General features: G+C 62.5%; 19 protein-coding genes. 9 read left to right on the top strand and 10 right to left on the bottom strand.

The features are described 5' to 3' along the window. Position 1: 1 nt before the first annotated feature. From INQ47_RS13075 to INQ47_RS13055, 5 genes are all read right to left on the bottom strand, one after another. On the bottom strand, positions 2-1,483 hold the full coding sequence (locus INQ47_RS13075; protein ID WP_252458267.1) for an aldehyde dehydrogenase: 1,482 nt from the start codon (positions 1,481-1,483) through the stop codon (positions 2-4). Further along, positions 1,480-2,313, bottom strand: coding sequence for an alpha/beta fold hydrolase (locus INQ47_RS13070; protein ID WP_252458266.1), 834 nt, complete (start codon positions 2,311-2,313; stop codon positions 1,480-1,482). Before INQ47_RS13070 ends, INQ47_RS13075 begins: the two co-directional genes overlap by 4 nt. Positions 2,314-2,381: 68 nt before the next feature. Then, the gene (locus INQ47_RS13065) at positions 2,382-2,978 is read right to left on the bottom strand and encodes an amino acid synthesis family protein (protein ID WP_003256068.1); all 597 of its coding nucleotides are present in this window, start codon (positions 2,976-2,978) and stop codon (positions 2,382-2,384) included. A 264-nt stretch (positions 2,979-3,242) separates the two neighbouring features. Then, positions 3,243-4,283 carry an LLM class flavin-dependent oxidoreductase gene (locus INQ47_RS13060; RefSeq protein ID WP_209966757.1) on the bottom strand — a complete coding sequence of 347 codons (1,041 nt, stop codon included), beginning with the start codon at positions 4,281-4,283 and terminating at the stop codon, positions 3,243-3,245. A gap of 158 nt (positions 4,284-4,441) precedes the next feature. After that, positions 4,442-4,927, bottom strand: a complete 486-nt coding sequence (locus tag INQ47_RS13055; protein ID WP_252460179.1) for a flavin reductase family protein — start codon at positions 4,925-4,927, stop codon at positions 4,442-4,444. 316 nt (positions 4,928-5,243) lie between these two features. On the opposite strand from INQ47_RS13055, the gene INQ47_RS13050 reads away from it, so the two are divergent. Then, a complete protein-coding gene (locus tag INQ47_RS13050) occupies positions 5,244-6,647 on the top strand; it encodes a cytosine permease (RefSeq protein ID WP_209966751.1) in 1,404 nt (467 codons plus the stop codon). Between the two features lie 69 nt (positions 6,648-6,716). Here INQ47_RS13050 and INQ47_RS13045 read toward each other — a convergent pair whose 3' ends face one another. Further along, entirely contained in the window at positions 6,717-7,637 is a 921-nt protein-coding gene (locus tag INQ47_RS13045; RefSeq protein WP_209966749.1) for an AraC family transcriptional regulator, read from the bottom strand. Between the two features lie 102 nt (positions 7,638-7,739). On the opposite strand from INQ47_RS13045, the gene INQ47_RS13040 reads away from it, so the two are divergent. From INQ47_RS13040 to INQ47_RS13020, 5 genes are all read left to right on the top strand, one after another. Continuing rightward, on the top strand, positions 7,740-8,300 hold the full coding sequence (locus tag INQ47_RS13040; protein WP_209966746.1) for a carboxymuconolactone decarboxylase family protein: 561 nt from the start codon (positions 7,740-7,742) through the stop codon (positions 8,298-8,300). Between the two features lie 99 nt (positions 8,301-8,399). After that, entirely contained in the window at positions 8,400-9,464 is a 1,065-nt protein-coding gene (locus tag INQ47_RS13035) for an acyl-CoA dehydrogenase family protein (protein ID WP_404701841.1), read from the top strand. Next, positions 9,461-10,282 carry an ABC transporter ATP-binding protein gene (locus INQ47_RS13030; RefSeq protein ID WP_252460176.1) on the top strand — a complete coding sequence of 274 codons (822 nt, stop codon included), beginning with the start codon at positions 9,461-9,463 and terminating at the stop codon, positions 10,280-10,282. The genes INQ47_RS13035 and INQ47_RS13030 overlap by 4 nt, the downstream gene beginning before the upstream one ends. Continuing rightward, complete coding sequence (locus INQ47_RS13025; RefSeq protein WP_404701840.1) at positions 10,269-11,474, top strand: ABC transporter substrate-binding protein; 1,206 nt, start codon at positions 10,269-10,271, stop codon at positions 11,472-11,474. Before INQ47_RS13030 ends, INQ47_RS13025 begins: the two co-directional genes overlap by 14 nt. Further along, positions 11,474-12,217: an ABC transporter permease gene (locus INQ47_RS13020; protein ID WP_404701839.1), complete on the top strand. Its 744-nt coding sequence runs from the start codon at positions 11,474-11,476 to the stop codon at positions 12,215-12,217. Before INQ47_RS13025 ends, INQ47_RS13020 begins: the two co-directional genes overlap by 1 nt. 111 nt (positions 12,218-12,328) lie before the next feature. On the opposite strand, the gene INQ47_RS13015 is transcribed toward INQ47_RS13020, so the two are convergent. Continuing rightward, positions 12,329-13,015: a GNAT family N-acetyltransferase gene (locus INQ47_RS13015; protein ID WP_404701838.1), complete on the bottom strand. Its 687-nt coding sequence runs from the start codon at positions 13,013-13,015 to the stop codon at positions 12,329-12,331. Positions 13,016-13,092: 77 nt separating this feature from the next. Further along, positions 13,093-14,034, bottom strand: a complete 942-nt coding sequence (argC, locus tag INQ47_RS13010; RefSeq protein WP_404701837.1) for an N-acetyl-gamma-glutamyl-phosphate reductase — start codon at positions 14,032-14,034, stop codon at positions 13,093-13,095. Between the two features lie 156 nt (positions 14,035-14,190). Between argC and INQ47_RS13005 the strand changes: the two genes are divergently transcribed. Next, positions 14,191-15,069, top strand: a complete 879-nt coding sequence (locus tag INQ47_RS13005; protein ID WP_252460171.1) for a LysR family transcriptional regulator — start codon at positions 14,191-14,193, stop codon at positions 15,067-15,069. A 72-nt stretch (positions 15,070-15,141) separates the two neighbouring features. On the opposite strand, the gene INQ47_RS13000 is transcribed toward INQ47_RS13005, so the two are convergent. Then, positions 15,142-15,792, bottom strand: coding sequence for a TIGR04211 family SH3 domain-containing protein (locus INQ47_RS13000; RefSeq protein WP_176685731.1), 651 nt, complete (start codon positions 15,790-15,792; stop codon positions 15,142-15,144). A 280-nt stretch (positions 15,793-16,072) separates the two neighbouring features. On the opposite strand from INQ47_RS13000, the gene INQ47_RS12995 reads away from it, so the two are divergent. Next, entirely contained in the window at positions 16,073-17,416 is a 1,344-nt protein-coding gene (locus tag INQ47_RS12995) for an OprD family porin (RefSeq protein WP_404701836.1), read from the top strand. Between the two features lie 188 nt (positions 17,417-17,604). After that, positions 17,605-18,084 (top strand): VOC family protein, encoded by a 480-nt coding sequence (locus tag INQ47_RS12990; RefSeq protein WP_176685729.1) that lies wholly within the window; start codon positions 17,605-17,607, stop codon positions 18,082-18,084. 104 nt (positions 18,085-18,188) lie between these two features. Here the strand turns inward: INQ47_RS12990 and INQ47_RS12985 are convergent, their stop codons facing one another. After that, entirely contained in the window at positions 18,189-19,934 is a 1,746-nt protein-coding gene (locus INQ47_RS12985; protein WP_392519125.1) for a BCCT family transporter, read from the bottom strand. Between the last annotated feature and the right edge of the window lie 74 nt (positions 19,935-20,008).

Raw genomic sequence — 20,008 nt, 5'->3', positions numbered from 1 at the left:
CCTAGCGCATCACGAACGGGTCGGGCATCGGCGCGGTGGACAAGTTGATCCACACGGTCTTCAGCTCGGTATAGGCCAGCACCGAATCGATGCCGCTCTCGCGGCCGTAGCCGCTGTTCTTGAAGCCGCCTATCGGCGCCATGGCCGACACGGCGCGGTAGGTGTTGACCCAAATGATCCCCGAACGCACGTCACGGGCCAGGCGATGGGCACGGCCCAGATCGCGAGTCCAGATGCCGGCAGCCAGGCCGAATTGCGAGTCGTTGGCTATGGCCAGGGCTTCTTCTTCGGTCTTGAAGCGGATCACCGCGGCGACCGGGCCGAACACTTCTTCCTGCATGATGGTCATCGAGTTGCTGTCACACTCGAACAGGGTGGGCTCGTAGAACCAGCCGTCACCTTCAACGTCGGCACGCTTTCCGCCCATATGCAGTTTGGCGCCTTCGGCCTTGGCTGCTGCCACCAGGCCTTCGACGACAGCCAGCTGCTGTGCGGTGGCCATCGGGCCCATTTCGCTGGCGTCGTCCTGCGGGTTGCCGATGCGGATGCGCTTGGCGCGGGCAATCAGGCGCTCGACGAATACGTCGAAAATTTCATCCTGCACCAGCAGGCGCGAACCGGCCACGCAGCTTTGCCCGGAAGCGGCATAGATGCCGGCCACGGCGCCATTGATGGCGCTGTCCAGGTCGGCGTCGGCGAAGATGATGTTCGGCGACTTGCCACCCAGCTCCAGCGACAGCTTGGCGAAGTTTTCGGCACTGCTGCGCACCACGTGGCGGGCGGTGGCGGCACCGCCGGTGAAGGCGATCTTGCGCACCAGCGGGTGGCGGGTCAGCGCCGCGCCGGTGCTGGGGCCGTAGCCTGTGACCACGTTGACCACCCCGGCCGGGAAGCCGGCCTCAAGGGCTAGACGGGCCAGCTCGAGAATGGTCGCCGAGGCGTGCTCGGACGGTTTGAGTACGATGGTGTTGCCGGCAGCCAGGGCAGGGGCCAGCTTGATTGCGGTGAGGTACAGCGGGCTGTTCCAGGGGATGATCCCGGCAACCACGCCGATTGGCTCGTGCACGGTGTAGGCGAACAGGTCGGGTTTGTCCAGCGGCAGGGTGCCGCCTTCGAGCTTGTCGGCCAGCCCCGCAGTGTAGTGGAAGAACTCCGGCAGATAGCCGACCTGGCCGCGGGTTTCGCGGATCAGCTTGCCGTTGTCACGGCTTTCCAGCTGGGCCAGGTGCTCTTTGTTCTCGGCAATCAGGTCACCCAGACGACGCAGCATCTTGCCGCGCGCGGTGGCGGTGATGCTGCGCCACGCCTTGCTGTCGAAGGCACGCTGGGCGGCCTGAACGGCCAGCTCCACATCGGCTTCATCGGCGTCGGGCAGCTGCGCCCAGGCCTGGGCGGTGGCCGGGTTGAGGCTGTCGAAGGTCTTGCCGCTCTGGGCATCGCGCCATTGGCCGTCGATGCACATCTGGAAACGAACGAGGGTCATGCAACAATCCCCTTGGCGGATTCGGTGAGGGTGCGGGCTTGGGTGAGGAAGTCCAGCAGCATCTTGTTGACTTCACGCGGTGCTTCCACCGGCATCATATGCCGTTGCTCGGCGAGGACCACACTCTGTGCGCCAGGAATACAGGCGGCGAGCTGGCGGGTCATGGCCGGGGTGGAGCCCGAGTCGAGTTCGCCAGTGGCGATCAGCGTCGGCACCTGGATACTGCCCAGGTCGTCGGCGCGGTACATGTCCTGAGTGGCGAACAGCGAATAAGTGGTGTGGTAGCCCTGCGGGTCGTTGCTCGCCAGCACCTGGCGAATGGCGGCGACCTGCGCGGGGTTGGCAGCCTTGTATTCACGGCTGAACCAGCGGTCCAGGGCAGCATCGACGTTGGCGTCGGGGCCCAGTTCCGCCGCCTGGGCAGCACGCGCGATCACCCCGGCACTCTGCTCGGGGGTGCGGTTGAACACGCTGTTGAGCACGACCAGTGCAGCCAGGCGCTGCGGGTAATTGAGGGCGAATGCACGGGCAACCAGGCCACCCATGGAGAAGCCGATCACGGTGGCTTGTGCGATTTGCAGGTGGTCAAGCAGTTCGGCGAGCTGGTCGGCATAGCCTTCCAGCGGAGTGTCGGCAGCCGGTACGCGGCTTTGACCGTGGCCGAGTATGTCGTAGGCGATGACGCGGTAGTCGTTGGCCAGGCCAACGAACTGACCGCCCCACATTTCCTTGTTCAGGCCCACGCCGTGGATCAGTACCACGGGTTGGCCCTGGCCGACATCCAGATAACTGGTGCCGGCAGGTGTGCGTTCAGCGACAGGCTGAATCATGGAGGGCGCTCCTTGAAGGTCGGGCGCGGCGGGTAAGCACGCCACGCCCCGGCCCGTCTTGGTTATTGTTATTGAGCGTTGGCTTTTTCGGCAGCCAGTTCTTCCAGGTCGATGTAACGGTTGCCGATGCGCGGGTGCAGGCGGCCGCCGTCGGCTGCGCCCAGGACCACGACGATTTCATCGGCACGCGGTGCGTCTTCGATCTGCATTTCCAGGGTGATGTAGTGCGAACGCAGGCCTTCGTCGTCCTTCTGCATCATCGGGATCTGAATCGAAGTGCCTGGGCCGCCGCGCTTGTTGGTGAAGCTCAGGTAGCTCTTGGCCTGCACTGCCTCGCGGTAGTGGTTGCCGAAGCGCAGGGTGTGGATCACGGCCGAGGCGTGCTCGATTTCGCCATCGGCGCCGACAACGGCGGCCTTGCCGTAGGCTTCGATCTTGTCGGCACCGCCGATGGCAGCAGTCAGGCGCTCGACCATCAGGGCACCCAGCTCCGAGCAGTTGGCGCGAATTTCCGGCTTCAGATCTTCAACGAAACCGCGACCGGCCCATGGATTCTTGATCACGACGGCCAGGCCGACCATGGTCACCGGCTTGTCGGTGGCCTTGCCGCCTTCGATGCGGGTCTCTTCGGAGTAGGTGACGATCTTGCGGATTTCGAAACTCATGGGTGGCTCCTGGTGAGGGTTATCAGCTCTTGTTGTCTGATGGTATACCATAATATTTGTTGTGCAAGAGGTGTCAGGAAATTTCTCTTGTCGGGGGACGAAAGGTGGCCTGATGCCTTGATTTCTCTGTTGTCTGTACTGGTCTCTTCGCGGGCTTGCCCGCTCCCACAGGGACTGCACAGGTTTCAAAAAAAAGCCCGCTCACGCAGGCCGAAGGGGCCCACGGGAGCGGGCGCGTCCCGCAATGTTTCAGGCAATGGGAATTCAGGCGAACGCCGGCACCACTTCCTTGATGAACAGCTCCAGCGACTTTTTCTTCTCGGCGTGGGGCAGGCTGTTGTCGCACCAGAAGCTGAACTCGTCGACGCCCAGTTCCTGGTAGTACTTGATGCGTGCGATGATTTCTTCCGGGGTGCCGATCATGGTGTTCTTGCGGATGTTCTCCAGCTGGAACGCCGGCACTTCGGCAAATTTCGACTCTGGGCTTGGCTCGAGGAAGCCGTTTACCGGGGTGGTCTTGTTGCCGAACCAGGCATCGAACGTGCGGTAGAAGCGCGATATGGCCTGGGCGCCGACTTTCCAGCCTTCCGGTTCGGACGGGCTGTGCACGTGAGTGTGGCGCAGCACCATCAGTTGTGGGCGCGGCACGTCCGGATTGTTGTCCAGGGCGGCCTGGAACTTGTTCTTCAGGTCCAGCACTTCTTCGTCCCCCTTCATCAGCGGGGTGACCATGACGTTGCAGCCGTTGGCCACGGCAAAGTTGTGCGAGTCTGGATCGCGTGCGGCGATCCACATTGGCGGCGTGGCGTTGAACGGCTTCGGCACGCTGGTAGAGGTAGGGAACTTGTAGACTTCGCCATCGTGGGCGTAGTCGCCTTCCCACAGCTTTCGCACGACGGGCACCATCTCGCGCAGCGCCTTGCCTCCATCGGTGGCGGGCATGCCATTGGCCATGCGGTCGAATTCGAACTGATAGGCGCCGCGGGCCAGGCCCACTTCCATACGACCGTTACTGATCACGTCGAGTAGCGCGCATTCGCCCGCAACGCGGATCGGGTTCCAGAACGGCGCGATGATGGTGCCGGCGCCCAGGCGGATCTTCTCGGTGCGTGCGGCCAGGTAGGCCAGCAGTGGCATCGGGCTTGGCGAAATGGTGTATTCCATGGCGTGGTGTTCGCCGATCCACACGGTGCTGAAACCGCCGTTCTCGGCCATCAGGGTCAGTTCGGTCAGGTCTTCGAACAGCTGGCGGTGGCTGACCTGTTCATCCCAACGTTCCATGTGCACGAACAACGAAAATTTCATGGGTTTTTCCTCAACGCTTGTTGTTACCCGTCAGTAAAGCGGGCTTCAGTGTGGGGGCGGGCTTGCCCGCGAAACAGAACACGCGGTGGGTGGCACCGGCTTCGCCGGTGTTCGCGGGCAAGCCCGCTCCCACAGGGGTCTGCGTCGAATTGCAGGCTTCAGGCAAAGGCCGGCAGGCTGGCCATTTTGCCGCGGCAGTACACCATGGGCCGTGGTGCTTCTGCCGGGACGATCAGGTTGTGCACCTTGCCGACCATGATGGCGTGGTCGCCACCTTCGTATTCACGCCACAGTTCACATTCGATCACCGCGGTTGCGCCGGCCAGGATCGGGTTGCCCAGTTCGCTCAGGCTCCACTCGATACCGCTGGCCTTGTCCTTGCCCTTCTTGGCGAACGCGTAGGCTTCTGTCTGTTGCTCACCCGAGAGCAGATGAATGGCAAAGCGCTTCTGTTTGATCAGTACCGGGTAGGAGTCGGAGGTGTAGTTGGGGCAGAACAGCACCAGTGGCGGGTCCATCGACAGGGAGGAGAAGGCGCTGGCGGTCAGGCCGACGACCGAGCCGTCGTCGTCCTGGGTGGTGATGACGGTAACGCCGGACGGGAAGGAGCCCAGAACGTTCTTGTAGACAGTTGCGTCGATCATCGGGAGTACCTCTGAAGGGCTGCGGTGGTCCGCGGTTTTTATCGTTGATGTGTCTGATGGTATACCGTAATACCTATTTTGCAAGCGGAATTTTCAACCTGGCTTTTCCACGATGAACGGCTCAAGGCCACGTATATCGTGGCCTTGAGCGATCAGGTGGTTTGCCGCCTGGATTGCGCAAGCGGATCAGCGGGCGTTTTTTACTGCGGATCAGTGTTGTCAAAAGTTTGGAATACCATAATATGGTCCGCAGCTGAGAGGCCGCCTAGATGCGGTTTCCTTACAAAGATAAAAACGACCTTTCGAGCTGAAAACCATGTCCCAACCGTCGTCGCAACACCAGTTTGTCGAGAATCACACGGTCGATTACGTTCCACCTGCCGAGCGCCATGGGAAGGCGCGCGACCTGTTCACCCTCTGGTTCAGTACCAACATTGCACCACTGCCCATCGTCACTGGTGCCATGGTGGTCCAGGTGTTCCACCTGAACCTGTTGTGGGGGTTGATAGCCATCGTCCTGGGCCATCTGGTCGGGGGCGTGGTCATCGCCCTGGCCTCTGCGCAGGGGCCGCAGTTGGGCATTCCACAAATGGTGCAAAGCCGTGGCCAGTTCGGCCGTTACGGCGCCTTGCTGATCGTGTTCTTCACCGCGCTGATCTATGTCGGCTTCTTTATTTCCAACATTGTCCTGGCAGGCAAGACCATCCACGGCATCGCCCCGAGCGTGCCGATGCCCGGCGCGATCGTGATAGGCGCCCTGAGCGCTACTGCTATCGGCGTAATCGGCTATCGTTTCATCCATATTCTCAACCGCATCGGCACCTGGGTGATGGGTTCGGCTTTGCTGGCCGGTTTCATCATGATGTTCATCCAGGACCTGCCGGCAGACTTCTTCAGCCGCGGCGCGTTCAACCTGTCGGGCTTTATCGCCACCGTGTCGCTGGGCACCATCTGGCAGATCAGCTTCTCGCCATATACGTCAGACTATTCGCGTTATCTGCCGCGTGAAGTGGGTATTGCCAAACCGTTCTGGGCGACCTACCTGGGCGCGACCCTGGGTACCATCCTGTGCTTCAGCTTTGGTGCAGTGGCCGTGTTGTGTGTCCCGCAAGGCACTGACGCAATGGACGCGGTGAAGCAGGCTACCGGCTGGCTGGGCCCGATCCTGATGGTGCTGTTCCTGCTCAACATCATTAGCCATAACGCCCTCAACCTGTATGGCGCGGTGCTGTCGATCGTGACCGCAATCCAGACCTTCGTGGCCGAGTGGACGCCGAGCGTCAAGGTACGGGTGATCCTGGCCTCGGTCATTCTGGTGGGCTGCGGGATGGTTGCACTGAATGCCTCGGCGGACTTCATCGGCCAGTTCATCGGCCTGATCCTGGCGTTGCTGCTGGTGCTGGTGCCGTGGGCTTCGATCAACCTGATCGACTTCTACCTGATCAAGAAGGGCCAGTACGACATCGCCTCGATCTTCAGTGCTGACGGCGGCATCTATGGTCGCTTCAACCACCACGCGATCATTGCCTATGCCTGCGGCATCCTAGTGCAGTTGCCCTTTGCCAACACGTCGCTGTATGTGGGGCCGTATTCCAATATTGTGGAAGGGGCCGACTTGTCGTGGCTGTTTGGTTTGCTGGTGACGGTGCCGCTGTATTACTGCCTGGCGACGCGCGGCAAGGCGGTTAACGGTGCGCGGGTTATCAGCGTCAACGACTGACAGTTGCAACGGGGGGCTGCAAAGCAGCCCCGACTATGGCCGTTTGGTCGATTTCCGTGCTTTGCTGGATCAGGTATTCCCGCGCCCGCCATGCTGCCTGCGATACGCCCCCGGTTGTACCCCCACTGCCTTGGCAAACGCCCGGGTGAATGCGGCCACCGACTGATACCCTACCTGCGCGCCTACCTGCTCAACGGTATGCCCCGCCTGCAGCAACTGGCTGGCATGGCGCATGCGCAGCGCCAGCAGCACTTGCCCCGGCGATTGCCCGGCCAGTTCGCTGAAGCGCTTGAAAAATGCCGAGCGTGACAATCCGGTGCAAGCGGCCATGTTCTCCATGGTCCAGGGTCGCCCCGGTTGCTCGATCAATTGCTCCAGCAGCCCGGCAAATAGCGGCTGGCGGGCGAGGGTGACCAGCCCGCCCAGCGATTGGCCGGCGTGCACCTGCTGGCGCAGCACATACAGAAACAGCAAATGCGTCAGCCGCTCGAGCAGCGCCTGCGACGGCCCGGGCGCGCGTCGGCACTCCTCCAGAATCAACCCGAACAGCGCCCGCGCTGCGCAGCCTGCGGGGTCTTCGGCACGCAGCAGGATCCACTCGGCCAGGCCCTCGACGATCAGCGACGACAGGCCCGAGTGGAAATGAAAGAACCCGCAGACCAGCCCGACTCCGTCGCCAGCCGCATTGTCCAGTGCCTGCATGGCCTGACGCGGTTGCGCACACGCGTCGACCGGGTCATGGTCGCTGGACAAGCGATAGGCCAGGTCGCGCAGCAGGAACACGGCATCACCTTTCTCCAAGCGCACGGCCTGGGGCTGGCCGTCAATGTGCAGCCAGCAATGGCCTTGCACCACCAGGTGGAAGCTGGCGCGGCCCATGCCCTGGGTACTGGCATGCCAGCCGCCGCAATAGCGGCCTACATGAAACAGGCTGGCATCGAGCTCCAGGCCTTCTAATAACCAATCGACAAGCGGGCTGGACGAAATCATCTAATGCAAAGACTCAGGAGCAAGGAAAGGCGACTGACGAATATGGAGGGTAGTTCTTATAACCAACAGACTGTAGTGATACTCATCAAAGGAGATCACTGCATGTCCTCGCGCATTACTTTACACACGCTGCAGAGCGCCCCGGAAGCGGCACGGCCGTACCTTGAGAACGCGCAGAATAATTCCGGCTTCATCCCCAACCTGCTCGGCGTGCTGGCCAATGCCCCGGCGGCGCTGGAAACTTACGTGACCGTCTCGGCACTCAATGGCAAGTCTGAGCTTGGCCTGGCCGAGCGTGAAGTGGTGCAACTCATCGCTGCCACCCAGCATGGCTGCGACTTTTGCGTAGCCGGCCATACTGCCGTAGCACTGAACAAGGCCAAGCTGCCGCAGGAAGTGGTCGATGCCCTGCGTGCCCGTGGCGAACTCCCGAACGCCCGCTACGAAACCCTGGCCGCCTTTGCCCGGGAAGTGATCGCCACCCGCGGCAATGTCAGCGAAGCCACCTACCAGGCCTTCCGTGACGCCGGCTTCAGTGAAGGCAACGCCTTGGAGGTGATTCTGGGTGTAAGTCTCGCAACCCTGTGCAACTTTGCTAATGTTTTCGCCCAGACGCCACTCAACGAAGAGCTTGGCAAATACCGCTGGCAGCCTTCTGCGTAGGCCACCTGTGATAATGGCCATTACATGGCCGCTGTAGGAGCGGCCTTGTGCCGCGAACGGGCCGCACAGCGGCCCCGGCGTTCCCTAAGGAGCAAGACCATGCAAGATTGTGCATTTCGACACTGGCTGGATGCCAATGCCGAGGCCATCGATCGGGGCCTGTGCGAACCGCAGCAGGTGCTGGCCCAGATCGCAGAATCGCAGTTGCTGCGCACGGGGGTCGATCCAGCGTTGGGCGGTACGGGCGGCCAGGTGACCGACGCGGTCGAGGCCATCGCCGCCATTGCCAGCCGCTCGTTGGCTGCGGCTTTCGTCTGCTGGGGCCAGCGTGCCTTCATCGAATACCTGCTGCACAGCCCCAACCAGCCGCTGCGTGAGCGCCTGCTGCCACGTCTGTTGACCGGTGAATTGGCCGGTGCCACCGGGCTGTCCAACGCCATGAAGTTCCTGTCCGGTATCGAAGCGCTGCAGGTGCGTGGCCGCTCGGCAGCCGATGGCTGGCACCTGGAAGGGCGACTGCACTGGGTGACCAACTTGCGCAAAAGCGGCTTCGTGGTGGCGGCGGCCATCGAGGATGAAGCCGGCGGCGCGCCGTTTGTGCTGGCCATTCCTTCCGACGCTCCAGGCCTGGAGCGCTCTGATGATCTACAACTGATGGGCCTGCAGTCGAGCAACACGGCAGCACTGGCGTTTCACCAGGTGCCGCTGGCGCGCGACTGGCTGCTGCATGAAAATGCGCGCGAATTCCTGCCACGGGTACGCCCGGCATTCCTGGCGCTGCAATGTGGCATGGCCATTGGCCTGGCGCGACGGGCGCTGGAAGAGGTTCAGGCGCACCTGCATGGCCGAGCCTCGTTCCTCGACGAAGCCCGTCAGGTGCTCAGCGAACGCCTGGAAAACACCGTCAGCGAGCTCAAGCAGGGCTTGCTCGAAGGTCGCTTCCAGCAGCAGCCGGCGGCCTTGTTCAAGCTGCGCATCATCTTGGCTGAAAGTGCTGCCGACGCGGTACAACTGGAATTGCAGGCCAGTGGCGGCAAGGCTTACCTCAGCGAATATGGCGAAGGTTTTGCTCGCCGCTGGCGCGAGTCGGCCTTCGTTCCGATCGTCACGCCCAGCCTGGTGCAGCTGCGCGCCGAACTGCAACGCCAGGCGGGCGCTGCATGAGCGCAGTGTTGCTGGAGGCCCGCGACATCAGCCTGGGCTACCCGCGTGAGGGTGGTTGGCAGCAGGTACTGGCGCAGTTCGACCTGCAGCTTGCGCCGGGTGAAGTCGTGAGCATTCTTGGCCCCAGCGGTGTGGGCAAGTCAAGCCTGCTGCGGGTGCTGGCAGGGCTGCAGCAGCCTGGCGGCGGCAGCGTGAGCTTGCACGGCCAGCCGCTGCAGGGGCCGCACCCGCGTCTGGCGGTGGCCTTTCAGGACCCAAGCCTGCTGCCATGGCTGAGCCTGGAGAAAAATGTCGCCTTCGGCCTGGACTTCGCCCGTCAGCCCAGGCTGGCTGACGCCGAACGACGTGCACGCATCGACCACGCAATTGCCGCTGTGGGCCTGGCCCACGCCCGTGGCCAGTACCCGGCGCAGTTGTCTGGCGGCATGGCCCAGCGCACCGCACTGGCCCGTTGCCTGGCACGCCAGCCCGAAGTCTTGCTGCTGGATGAACCCTTCGGTGCGCTGGATGAGGTAACCCGTGCCGACATGCAGCAACTGCTGCTGCAACTGATCGCCACCCACAACACTGCGGCGGTGCTGATTACCCACGATATCGACGAAGCGTTGCTGCTGTCTGACCGGGTTCTGCTACTGGGCAACCACCCAGCGCACATCCTCGGCCAGTGGCACATCGACCTGCCTCAACCACGGACGCAGCGGGTCGAAGAACTGGGCGCTTTGCGTATCGAAATCCTCAAAACCCTTCGGCGGGCAAGCCGCACAGTCGAACCTGCCCCAACCCCGTTGCCCTCGGAGGCTGTCCATGTGCATGGATGACTGCTGTTCCTCTTCTTCACGTCGTGATTTTCTCAAGCTCGGCGCCATGCTCACAGCTGCCGGTGCATTGCCGTTGCTGTCGAGCTTGCAGGCGCGTGCTGCTGTCGAGCCGGACGCGCCGGTGCGCATCGGCTACCTGCCGATCACCGATGCCACGCCGCTGCTGGTGGCACATAACAACGGCCTGTTCGAGGCCGAAGGCATCAAGGCCGAGCGCCCGGTGCTGCTGCGCAGCTGGGCGCAGGTGATCGAGGCATTCATTTCCGGTCAGGTCAATGTCATCCACCTGCTTTCGCCGATGACGGTATGGGCGCGCTATGGCAGCAAGGTGCCAGCCAAGGTGGTGGCCTGGAACCACGTGGGCGGTTCGGGCCTGACTGTTGCGCCGGATATATCCGACGTGCAACAGCTCGGTGGCAAGACAGTGGCCATTCCGTTCTGGTACTCGATCCACAATGTGGTACTGCAACAGATGCTCAACGACAACGGCCTGACACCGGTGTCGAAGCCGGCCAATGCGCAACTGGCCGCCAACGAAGTCAACCTTCTGGTGCTGCCACCGTCCGACATGCCACCCGCCTTGGCCAGCAAGCGCATTGCCGGCTACATCGTTGCCGAGCCGTTCAACGCACTGGCCGAGAACCTCAAGGTAGGCCGCGTGCAGCGCTTTACCGGCGATGTTTGGCGCAGCCATGCGTGCTGCGTGGTGTTCATGCACGAGCATGACCTGAATAACCGCCCGGCGTGGTCGCAGAAAGTGGTCAACGCCATCGTCAAGGCCCAGCAATGGACCCGTGACCATCGCACCGAAGCCGCCGCACTGCTGTCCAGGGCGGGCCCCAACAAATACACCCCGCACGAGCCTGCGGTGCTGACCAAGGTCCTGGCGCCAGCCGCCGAAGACCGTGCTGGCTACATTGCCAGTGGCGCCATTCGCCATCAGCAGTGGGACGAAAAGCGCATCGACTTTCAGCCATACCCGTTCCCGAGTTACACCGAAGAGCTGGTCAAGCGCCTGAAAACCACCCTGATCGAAGGCGACAATGCGTTCCTTGCCGGGCTGGATCCGGCGTATGCCGCCCGCGACCTGGTCGACGATCGCTTCGTGCGTAATGCTATCGCGACAGTGGGTGGCCCGTCGGTATTCGGCATTGCCGACAACTTCGAGCGTAGCGAGGAGTTTGCGGTCTGATGCGCAAGCATGTCGTACATGCCGGCCTTGGGCTGGTCGGGTTGCTGGCCTTGTTGCTGCTATGGGGGGCCGGTGTTGCAGTGTTTGGCCAGGCCGACGGCCTGTCGGCGCGCTTTTCGCCGGCGGCAACCCTGGCCAGCCTGGTCGAGCTGCTGGGGCAGGGCGAGGTCTATGGGCATATCTGGGTCAGCCTCAAGCGCATCTTGGTTGGGCTGCTGCTGGCGCTGCTGATGGGCTTGCTGGTAGGCAGCTACCGGCACCTGGAGGCGGCGACCACGCCGGCATTCCAGTTTCTGCGCATGATATCGCCATTGTCGTGGATGCCTGTGGTGGTGATGCTGATGGGCGTGGGTGACCAGCCGATCTACTTCCTGCTGGCGTTTGCCGCGTTGTGGCCGATCTTGCTGAACACGGCGGCAGGGGTGCGTCAACTGGACCCGCGCTGGCTGCAACTGAGCCGCAGCTTGAGTGCCACGCGCTGGGAAACCTTGTGCAAGGTGATCGTGCCGGGGGTGATCGGTCACGTGCTGACGGGGGTGCGCCTGGCCATCGGCATTCTGTGGATTGTGCTGGTGCCGTGCGAAATGCTTGGGGTGAGTGCGGGGCTTGGGTATTTCATTCTTGATACCCGCGACCGGCTGGCGTATTCCGAACTGATGGCCATGGTGCTGCTGATTGGCGTGCTGGGGTTTGTGCTGGATGCCCTGGCGCGTGGGCTGCATCGACGCTGGGTACATGGCTGAAAGGCCAATGGGGCTTCTTCGCGGGCTCGCCCGCTCCCACAGGTACATCACCGGCCTTGGGCCTTACGGTATTCCTGTGGGAGCGGGCAAGCCCGCGAACAGGCCCTTGGATCAATGCACGTTCTTGCGCTGGCGCACACATTCCTGGGCTTGAGCGGCCAGTTCATCCAGCCACTCATCGCGCATCTGCTCCGCTTCGATCATCGCATCCTCACCCTGCTGGTTAAGCAGATAGGTGTGAATCTGCAGCACTTCAGCCGTCTGATAGATCGGCGCAATGTCCAGGCGCCCGATCAGCGCACCACTGGGCTGGCCGGTACTGCTCATCAGTACTTGCGGTCCATTGGCGGCCACTACTTGCATGCCCATCGCCTCGAACCACGGCACTTGGTTGGCAAAGGCGTTCAGCTCCACGCAGGCATGGCGTGACTGCAGGTCGCCCAGCAGAGCACGGGCGATGCCCTGGCGGCGATGGTTGGTGGAAACGGCCAGAAAGGCCAATGCACAGGCCTGCCCATCGTCCTGGGCTGGCAGCGAAAGGGCAAAGCCCAGCATCTGGTCCGGTGCTTCGGCATCCAGCGCCAGGGTGAGTGCCACGCCCAGACCGCGGGTGCCATCCAGCGCTTGCAGGTACTGGTGTACTTCCATGCCGACGCCGTACTGGTACAGCGGGTACAGCGGGTTGTCGACGGCGATGGCGACACTGCTCAATTCGCCGACATTGTGAATGACCAGCTCGCGGATCTGGTTCTGGAAAGATTCGGGCGGCACGCTGTCGAGGCGGCTCAGGATGAACATCTGGGGGGCTCCGGCGGATGAGAATACAACCCGCGCTGTGTTGGCGCGGGTTGTACAGTCTAACCGGTTTTGCCGTATCAGCCGTGTGTCTGTAAGGCACCGAGCATCAGGTCGAGGTTTTGCACGGCAGCACCAGAGGCACCTTTGCCCAGGTTGTCGAACACTGCGGTGAGCAGTACCTGGCCATGCTCGGGGTTGGCGTACAGCGCCAGGCGCAGGTCATTGCTGTCATTCAATGCCTCGGGATCGAGGTTTGCCGCAGCGCCGCACTGATGCAGGGGCATCACCTGGACATGGCGGGCACCCTGGTAATGCTGTTCCAGGCAGGCTTGCAGTTGCTCGGCGCTGATGTGTCCAGGCAGCAGGCGAAGTTGCAGGGGAATGCTCAGTACGATGCCTTGGCGGTAGGCGCCATAGCCGGGCATGAACATCGGCCGCGCCGACAACCCCGCATGCTGCTGGATCTCCGGTACGTGCTTGTGCGCCAGCTCCAGGCCATACAGCTGTAGCGCAGGGGCTTTGGCGGCGCCGGGCTGTTCATGCCGCTCAACTGCCGTGCGACCACCGCCGGAGTAACCAGAGACGGCGTGGATGCTCAACGGATAGTCAGCAGGCAGCAAACCGGCCTTGACCAGCGGGTGCAGCAGCGCGATGGCCCCAGTGGGATAGCAGCCGGGGTTGCTGACACGCTTGCTTTGCGCGATACGCTCGGCTTGCTGTTCGTCCAGCTCCGGCAGGCCATACACCCAGCCTGGTGTGGTGCGGTGCGCTGAGCTGGCGTCGATCACCCGTACTTGCGGGTTGTGGATTGCGGCTACGGCCTCGCGGGCGGCATCGTCGGGCAGGCACAGCAGGGCGATATCGGCGCTGTTGATCGCTTCGCAGCGGCGTTGCGGGTCCTTGCGCTCTGCCTCGGGGAGGGTCAGCAGGCGAAGGTCGGTACGGCCCTTCAGGCGGGCATGGATCTGCAGGCCTGTGGTGCCTTGGTCGCCGTCGATGAAAACAACAGGGGTGTGCATGGTCGGGGTCCGGTTGGAGAAAGATGGCCTATGCTCGCCCGTAGCTTTGGTAATGAAAATTTGAATATGATGATCAATATATTCAGGTTTTCTGAATGACTTTTTGAAATGCGTGGTGACCCTTTGGGTGTGCCCGCGAAAGGACCGGCTCTGACAATGCGCGAAATCAGCCTCGACCGCCTCCGCACACTGGTGGTCATCAGCGACCTGGGCTCCTTTGCCGAGGCTGCCCGCCAGCTTAACCTGGCGCCGCCCACCATCAGCTTGCATGTGGCTGAGCTGGAGGCGCGTATCGGCGCCCCGTTGCTCACCCGCACCCGCGGCCAGGTGCGGCCCACCGTCATCGGTGAAACACTGCTGGGGCGTGCCCGGCGCCTGCTGGCGGACGCTGACCTGGCGCTGGACGAAGTACGCCGGCAGGTCGAAGGGTTGACCGGGCGTGTGCGCCTGGGTGCCTCCACCGGTGCCATTGCCCATTTGCTGCCGCAGGCATTGGCGCGCCTGCGTGTGGAGCACCCTGGGATCGATGTGCAGGTCCAGGTGCTGACCTCCCAGGCGTCGCTCACGCGCTTGCGTGAGGGCACACTGGACATCGGCCTTGTCGCCTTGCCGCAGGTGGCCGGCAAAGGGCTGACGGTCACCCCCTGGCGGCGCGACCCGATCCTGGCATATGTGCCGGCCGACTGGCAGCCACCGGCCAGGATCACTCCGGCGTGGCTGGCGCAACGGGCGTTGATTCTCAACGACAGCACCACCCAGCTGTCGCGGGTTACCGGCGAGTGGTTTGCAGCGGCGGGGTTGTACCCCGAGCCGCGGATCGAGCTGAACTACAACGATGCAATCAAGAGCCTGGTCGGCGCCGGGTATGGGGCGACATTGTTGCCGCAGGAGGGGGAGGCGGCCGAGCTGGATCGGCGCATTGCCCGCCGACCGCTGCGGCCGGGGTTGTGGCGGCAGTTGGGGATTGCTTGTCGCGAAGGCCAAGTGGAGCGCGCCACGGGGTATGTGCTGGAGGCACTGGAACGGTTGTTGTAGGGGCGATTCCGCTATAGCAATACCTGTGGCAGGCCTGCACGGTCCAGCTCCAGTTCCAGCGCCTTGCCGAGCTCAGAACCAGCGATCGTTCTTCTTGCGCCCACGGGTCAGTGCCGGCAGGATCAGCCCCGCCAGCAAGCCTGCACCGGCAATGCTGCCGCCATACACCATGTAGCGCATCATCACCTGCTTGTTCTCATCCCCCAGGCGGGCCTGGGTATCGCGCAGGTCCGATTGGCTCTGATCGAGCTGCTCGTTCAGTGCCTTGTTGCGCGCCTCCAGTTCGTCAATCAGCTGCTTGCGCGAATCAAGTGTTTCCTGCATGCCCTGCACACGGTTCTTCCAGTTGTCGTCGATGGTCTTCAACTGCCCGGTCAGTTCGGCGACCTGGGCATCGAGCAATGGCAGGCGCTCGTTCTGCCCGGGTACCGTCTGCAGGTCGTTGCTGAGGATCCACACCACATCTCCGTTCTGCCCACGCACCCGGCTGTAATTGCCCTGGCTGCCGAGCAAGGTCAGCTTCTGACCGGACTTGAGCGTGCCGACAATGCGGTGCCCGTCGGTCGGGCCGCTGCGCACATAGGTGCTCAGGCTGTCGCTGACCCAGCGTGCGTCGCTGGCAGGCTCTTCGGCGTGCACGGGGGCGGCAATACCCACCACGGCGGCAATCAGGCCGATGCGCAGGGCAGGGAGGGCGGAAGCATTTGGGCGGGAATCGGGCATGTTGGGTCTTCGCTGAATTCGCTGGAACAGGACAAAAAGTAGGCCCGGTGACTGGGCCGATGAACCGGTCGGTGAGTTGACCGTCAGCGAAAGACCGTTTTTTTGTCAGCAGGTTCACTGCCTGACGTCGGAAATATCTGCAGAATGTTGCAGTACTTCACTCAGAGCGCTGCGTTGCCGATGGCGCAATTGTAATGCGCCGATCACCTTGGCGTTATCTGCCGGCCGTCAATCTCGGCCCGCCGACATAACAACAAATGCGACGTTCAAGGAGCATCGGATGACGTGTAGATCACCCCTGACACTGGCTGCTTGCCTGGCGCTGGCCAGCGTTGGCAGCCAGGTTGTTGCTGCAGAAAAAAGCGCGGACGGCTTCATGGAGGGCAGTACCCTCAGCGTGCTTAACCGCAACTTCTATTTCAACCGCGATAACCGCGATTCTGCGGCCCCGACACACAACCCGGGCAAACAGCCTGACAGCGGCTACTCCGAAGCCTGGGGGCACGCCGTGATTACCCGATTTGAGTCGGGCTTCACCCTGGGCACTGTCGGTGTTGGCGTGGATGCGTTTGCCATGCTTGGCCTTAAGCTCGACACTGGCGGCGGCCGCAACGGCGGGCGCAGTTCCTTCGACGTATTGCCGGTCGACCGCGACGGCCAGGCACGTGACGAGTACACCAAGGTGGGGGGCGCGGCCAAGGTGCGACTGTTCGACACGGTACTGAAGGTGGGCGATGTGTTCCCGGCCAACCCGGTGGTGGCTGCTGGCGACTCGCGGCTGCTGCCGGAAAGCTTCCGTGGGGTGACCCTGGAGAACAACAGCATCAAGGACCTTGCCCTGCAAGCCGGGCGTCTGCATGCCATGAGCCAACCGATGTCCAGCGACCTGCGGGAGAACTTCGTGACGTTCTTTGGCGGCCCGGTCGATTCGCCGTGGATCGCCTATGGCGGCGGTGACTACACGCTCGATGAGCATGTCAGCGTCAGCCTGTTCAGTAGCCGGCTCAAGGATGTGTGGAACCAGTACTACGTCGGCACCAGCCTGAGCTGGCCGCTGAGCGAGGAGCTGGCCCTGATTGGTGGTTTCAACTATTACAAGGCTGTTGATGAAGGGCAGCAGCGCCTGGGCGCCTTTGACAACGATATCTGGAGCGCCAAGCTGGGTGTGCGCTTTGGTGCTCACACCCTGGCCCTGACTCACCAGCGCAACAACGGCGACGACGACTTCGACTACCTGCGCCAATCCGACTCGATCTTCCTCGACAACTCCATCCAGTACAGCGACTTCAACTCGCCCAAGGAGCGTTCATGGATGCTGCGCTATGACCTGAACATGGCCACCTACGGCGTACCTGGGCTGTCGTTCATGACACGCTACGGCAAGGGTACAGACGCCGATTACTCCAATGCCAACGCCACTTACATGCGCCGCGACGTCGCGGGCAACCCGCTGACCGACCAGAAACGCTGGGAGCGTGACATCGAGGTCAAATATGTGGTGCAGACTGGCGCGGCCAAGGACCTGTCGTTGCGGGTGCGCCAGGCCACCACCCGGGCCACGGTGTTCGAGTCGGACCTGGACGAAGTGCGGCTGATCGTGGAGTACCCGTTGTCGATTTTGTGATTCCACTTTGGCAACCTCGTTGCTCCTTTGGTCTGGGTGGATTTTTTGGGCGCTCCGCTTGGGGCGCCTTTTTTTGTATCGGCGTCATCGCGTTTAAACCTGCATTGGCATCAGTTGGTCAGGCGTTACCAGTACGCCGGGGCTATGGGGCTAGACTCAAGGCTCACCTTCGATCTTGGAGCGAAGCCATGACTGCCAAGAACACCATCTGCCTGTGGTATGACCACGAAGCTGAAGCGGCGGCGAACTTCTATGCCCGAACGTTCCCCGATAGCCGAGTGGTCGCTGTGCACCAGGCGCCCGCCGATTACCCTTCAGGCAAGCAGGGCGATGTGATCACCGTGGAGTTCACGGTAATGGGCATTCCTTGCGTGGGGCTCAATGGGGGGGCGGCCTTCAAGCACTGTGAGGCATTTTCGTTCCAGGTCAGTACCGCGGACCAGGCAGAGACCGACCGCTTGTGGGATGCCATTATCGGCAACGGCGGCGAGGCCAGTGTTTGCGGTTGGTGCAAGGACAAATGGGGGATTTCGTGGCAGATCACTCCACGCATCCTCATCGAAGCCATCGGCCACCCCGACCGAGCGGCGGCCAAGCGTGCGTTCGAGGCCATGATGCAGATGGGCAAGATCGATGTGGCCCAGATAGAGGTGGCGTTAAAAGGTTGAAGCAGACCTGTGTTTGAAGCAGACCTGTGTTTTCAGCAGCAGCAGCAGCGGCCGCGTGCCGCGATCGGGCTGCACAGCAGCCCGTGGCTTTCTGGTTGGCGCAGTCAGTTGCTGGTTACTTCGGCCTCTGTCGCTGTCTTGGTCGATGCCTTCTTCTCCTGCACTACAATGTAGAACTCCTCTCCATGCTTCACCGCCCCATACAGTACGGCCTTCTCGATCAGCTCGTTGCCGCGCAGGTGGCGCAGCATCATCGGGTCCTTGCGCAGGTCGCGGTACAGCGCCAGGCATAGCAGTACCATCACCACCACGAATGGCAAGGCCACGACGATGGTCAGGTTCTGTAGCCCGGTCAGCGCCTCGCCAGGGTTACGTGGGTCGCCGATCGCCAGCATGATCGCCGCCACCGTACCGGTCAGCGAGCCCCAGAAAATCACTGTGCGTCGTGATGGCGCGGTGGTGCCGTGTTCCGACAGCGTGCCCATCACCAGCGAGGCGGCGTCGGCACCCGAAACAAAAAAGATGCCCACCAGGATCATCACCAGCACCGAGGTTGCCGAGGCCAGTGGGTAGCTGTCCAGCAACTGGTACAGCGCGTGGTTACTGTTGACCGCACCGTTGGCCAGCTGGAAGGCGCCCTCGCGCACGGCCTCGATGGCGGCGCCACCGAAGATGGTGAACCACACCAGGCTGACCAGGCTTGGCACCAGCAGCACCCCGGTCACGAACTGGCGAATGGTGCGACCGCGGCTGATGCGGGCGATGAACATGCCCACGAAAGGTGTCCAAGAGATCCACCAGGCCCAGTAGAACACGGTCCAGCCGGCCAGCCAGCTGTTCATCTGCTCGCCGCCGCTGGCGTTGGTGCGGGCCATCATTTCCGGCAGCATCTTGATGTAGATGCCGAGCGAGGTGGGCAGCAGATTTAGCATCAGCAGCGTCGGCCCGACCATGAACACGAACACTGCCAGCACCAGTGCCAGCACCATGTTGGTGTTGGACAGCCACTGGATACCCTTGCCGATGCCCGACACCGCCGAGGTGACGAAGGCAATGGTCAGCAGCGTGATGATCGAGATGTAGAACAGTTTACCGGGGCTTTCGATCCAGCCGTTGTATTCCAGGCCGCCGGCGATCTGCAGCGCGCCAAGGCCCAGCGAGGCGGCCGAGCCGAACAATGTGGCGAAGATCGCCATCATGTCGATCAGGCGGCCGAGTGGGCCGTTTGCGTGCTTGCCGATCAGCGGCCGAAAGGCAGCGGAAATCAGCTGCGAGCGGCCACGGCGGAAGGTGCCGTAGGCGATTACCAGGCCAACGATGGCGTACATGGCCCAAGGGTGCAAGGTCCAGTGGAACAGGGTGGTGGCCATTGCCACCTGCATCGCCTCGCTGGTCTGCCCGCTTGCCGAGCCTGGCGGCGGCGATATGTAGTGCGACAGCGGCTCGGCCACGCCGAAGAACATCAGGCCGATGCCCATACCGGCGCTGAACATCATCGCTACCCAGGACACCGTGCGAAATTCTGGCTGTTCGCCATCGCGGCCCAGCGGCACCCGCCCGTAACGGCTGGCGGCCAGCCACAGTACGAACACCACGAAGAGGGAGGAGGTGAGCACGAAGAACCAGCCGAAATTGAGAATGACCCAGGATTGCGCGCTGGAGGCGCTGCTGGCCAGGCTGGCCTGGTTGAGGAAGCCCCAGAGCACGAAAGCGATGGCCAGGAGGCTGGTGAAACCAAAGACGATCCAGTCAAGCTTGCCCTCGAAATGCCTATCCTGGCGGGCTTCTGCGGTTTTCGAGGGGTCTGTGACGCCAAGATCGAGTGTTTCGGGGATGTGTTCCTTTGCCATGTATGATGAGGCCCCATTTGTGTATTGCCTGAACGCGCAGGCTTGTTGTGTGGGCTGCCGAGCGAGATGACGGC

Origin of the sequence: Pseudomonas sp. 3HC3 (assembly GCF_044904505.1) — a bacterium.
Classification (GTDB): domain Bacteria; phylum Pseudomonadota; class Gammaproteobacteria; order Pseudomonadales; family Pseudomonadaceae; genus Aquipseudomonas; species Aquipseudomonas putida_Y.
Note: the sequence above shows the minus strand (reverse complement) of the source record. Positions and strands in the feature narration are given on the sequence as shown.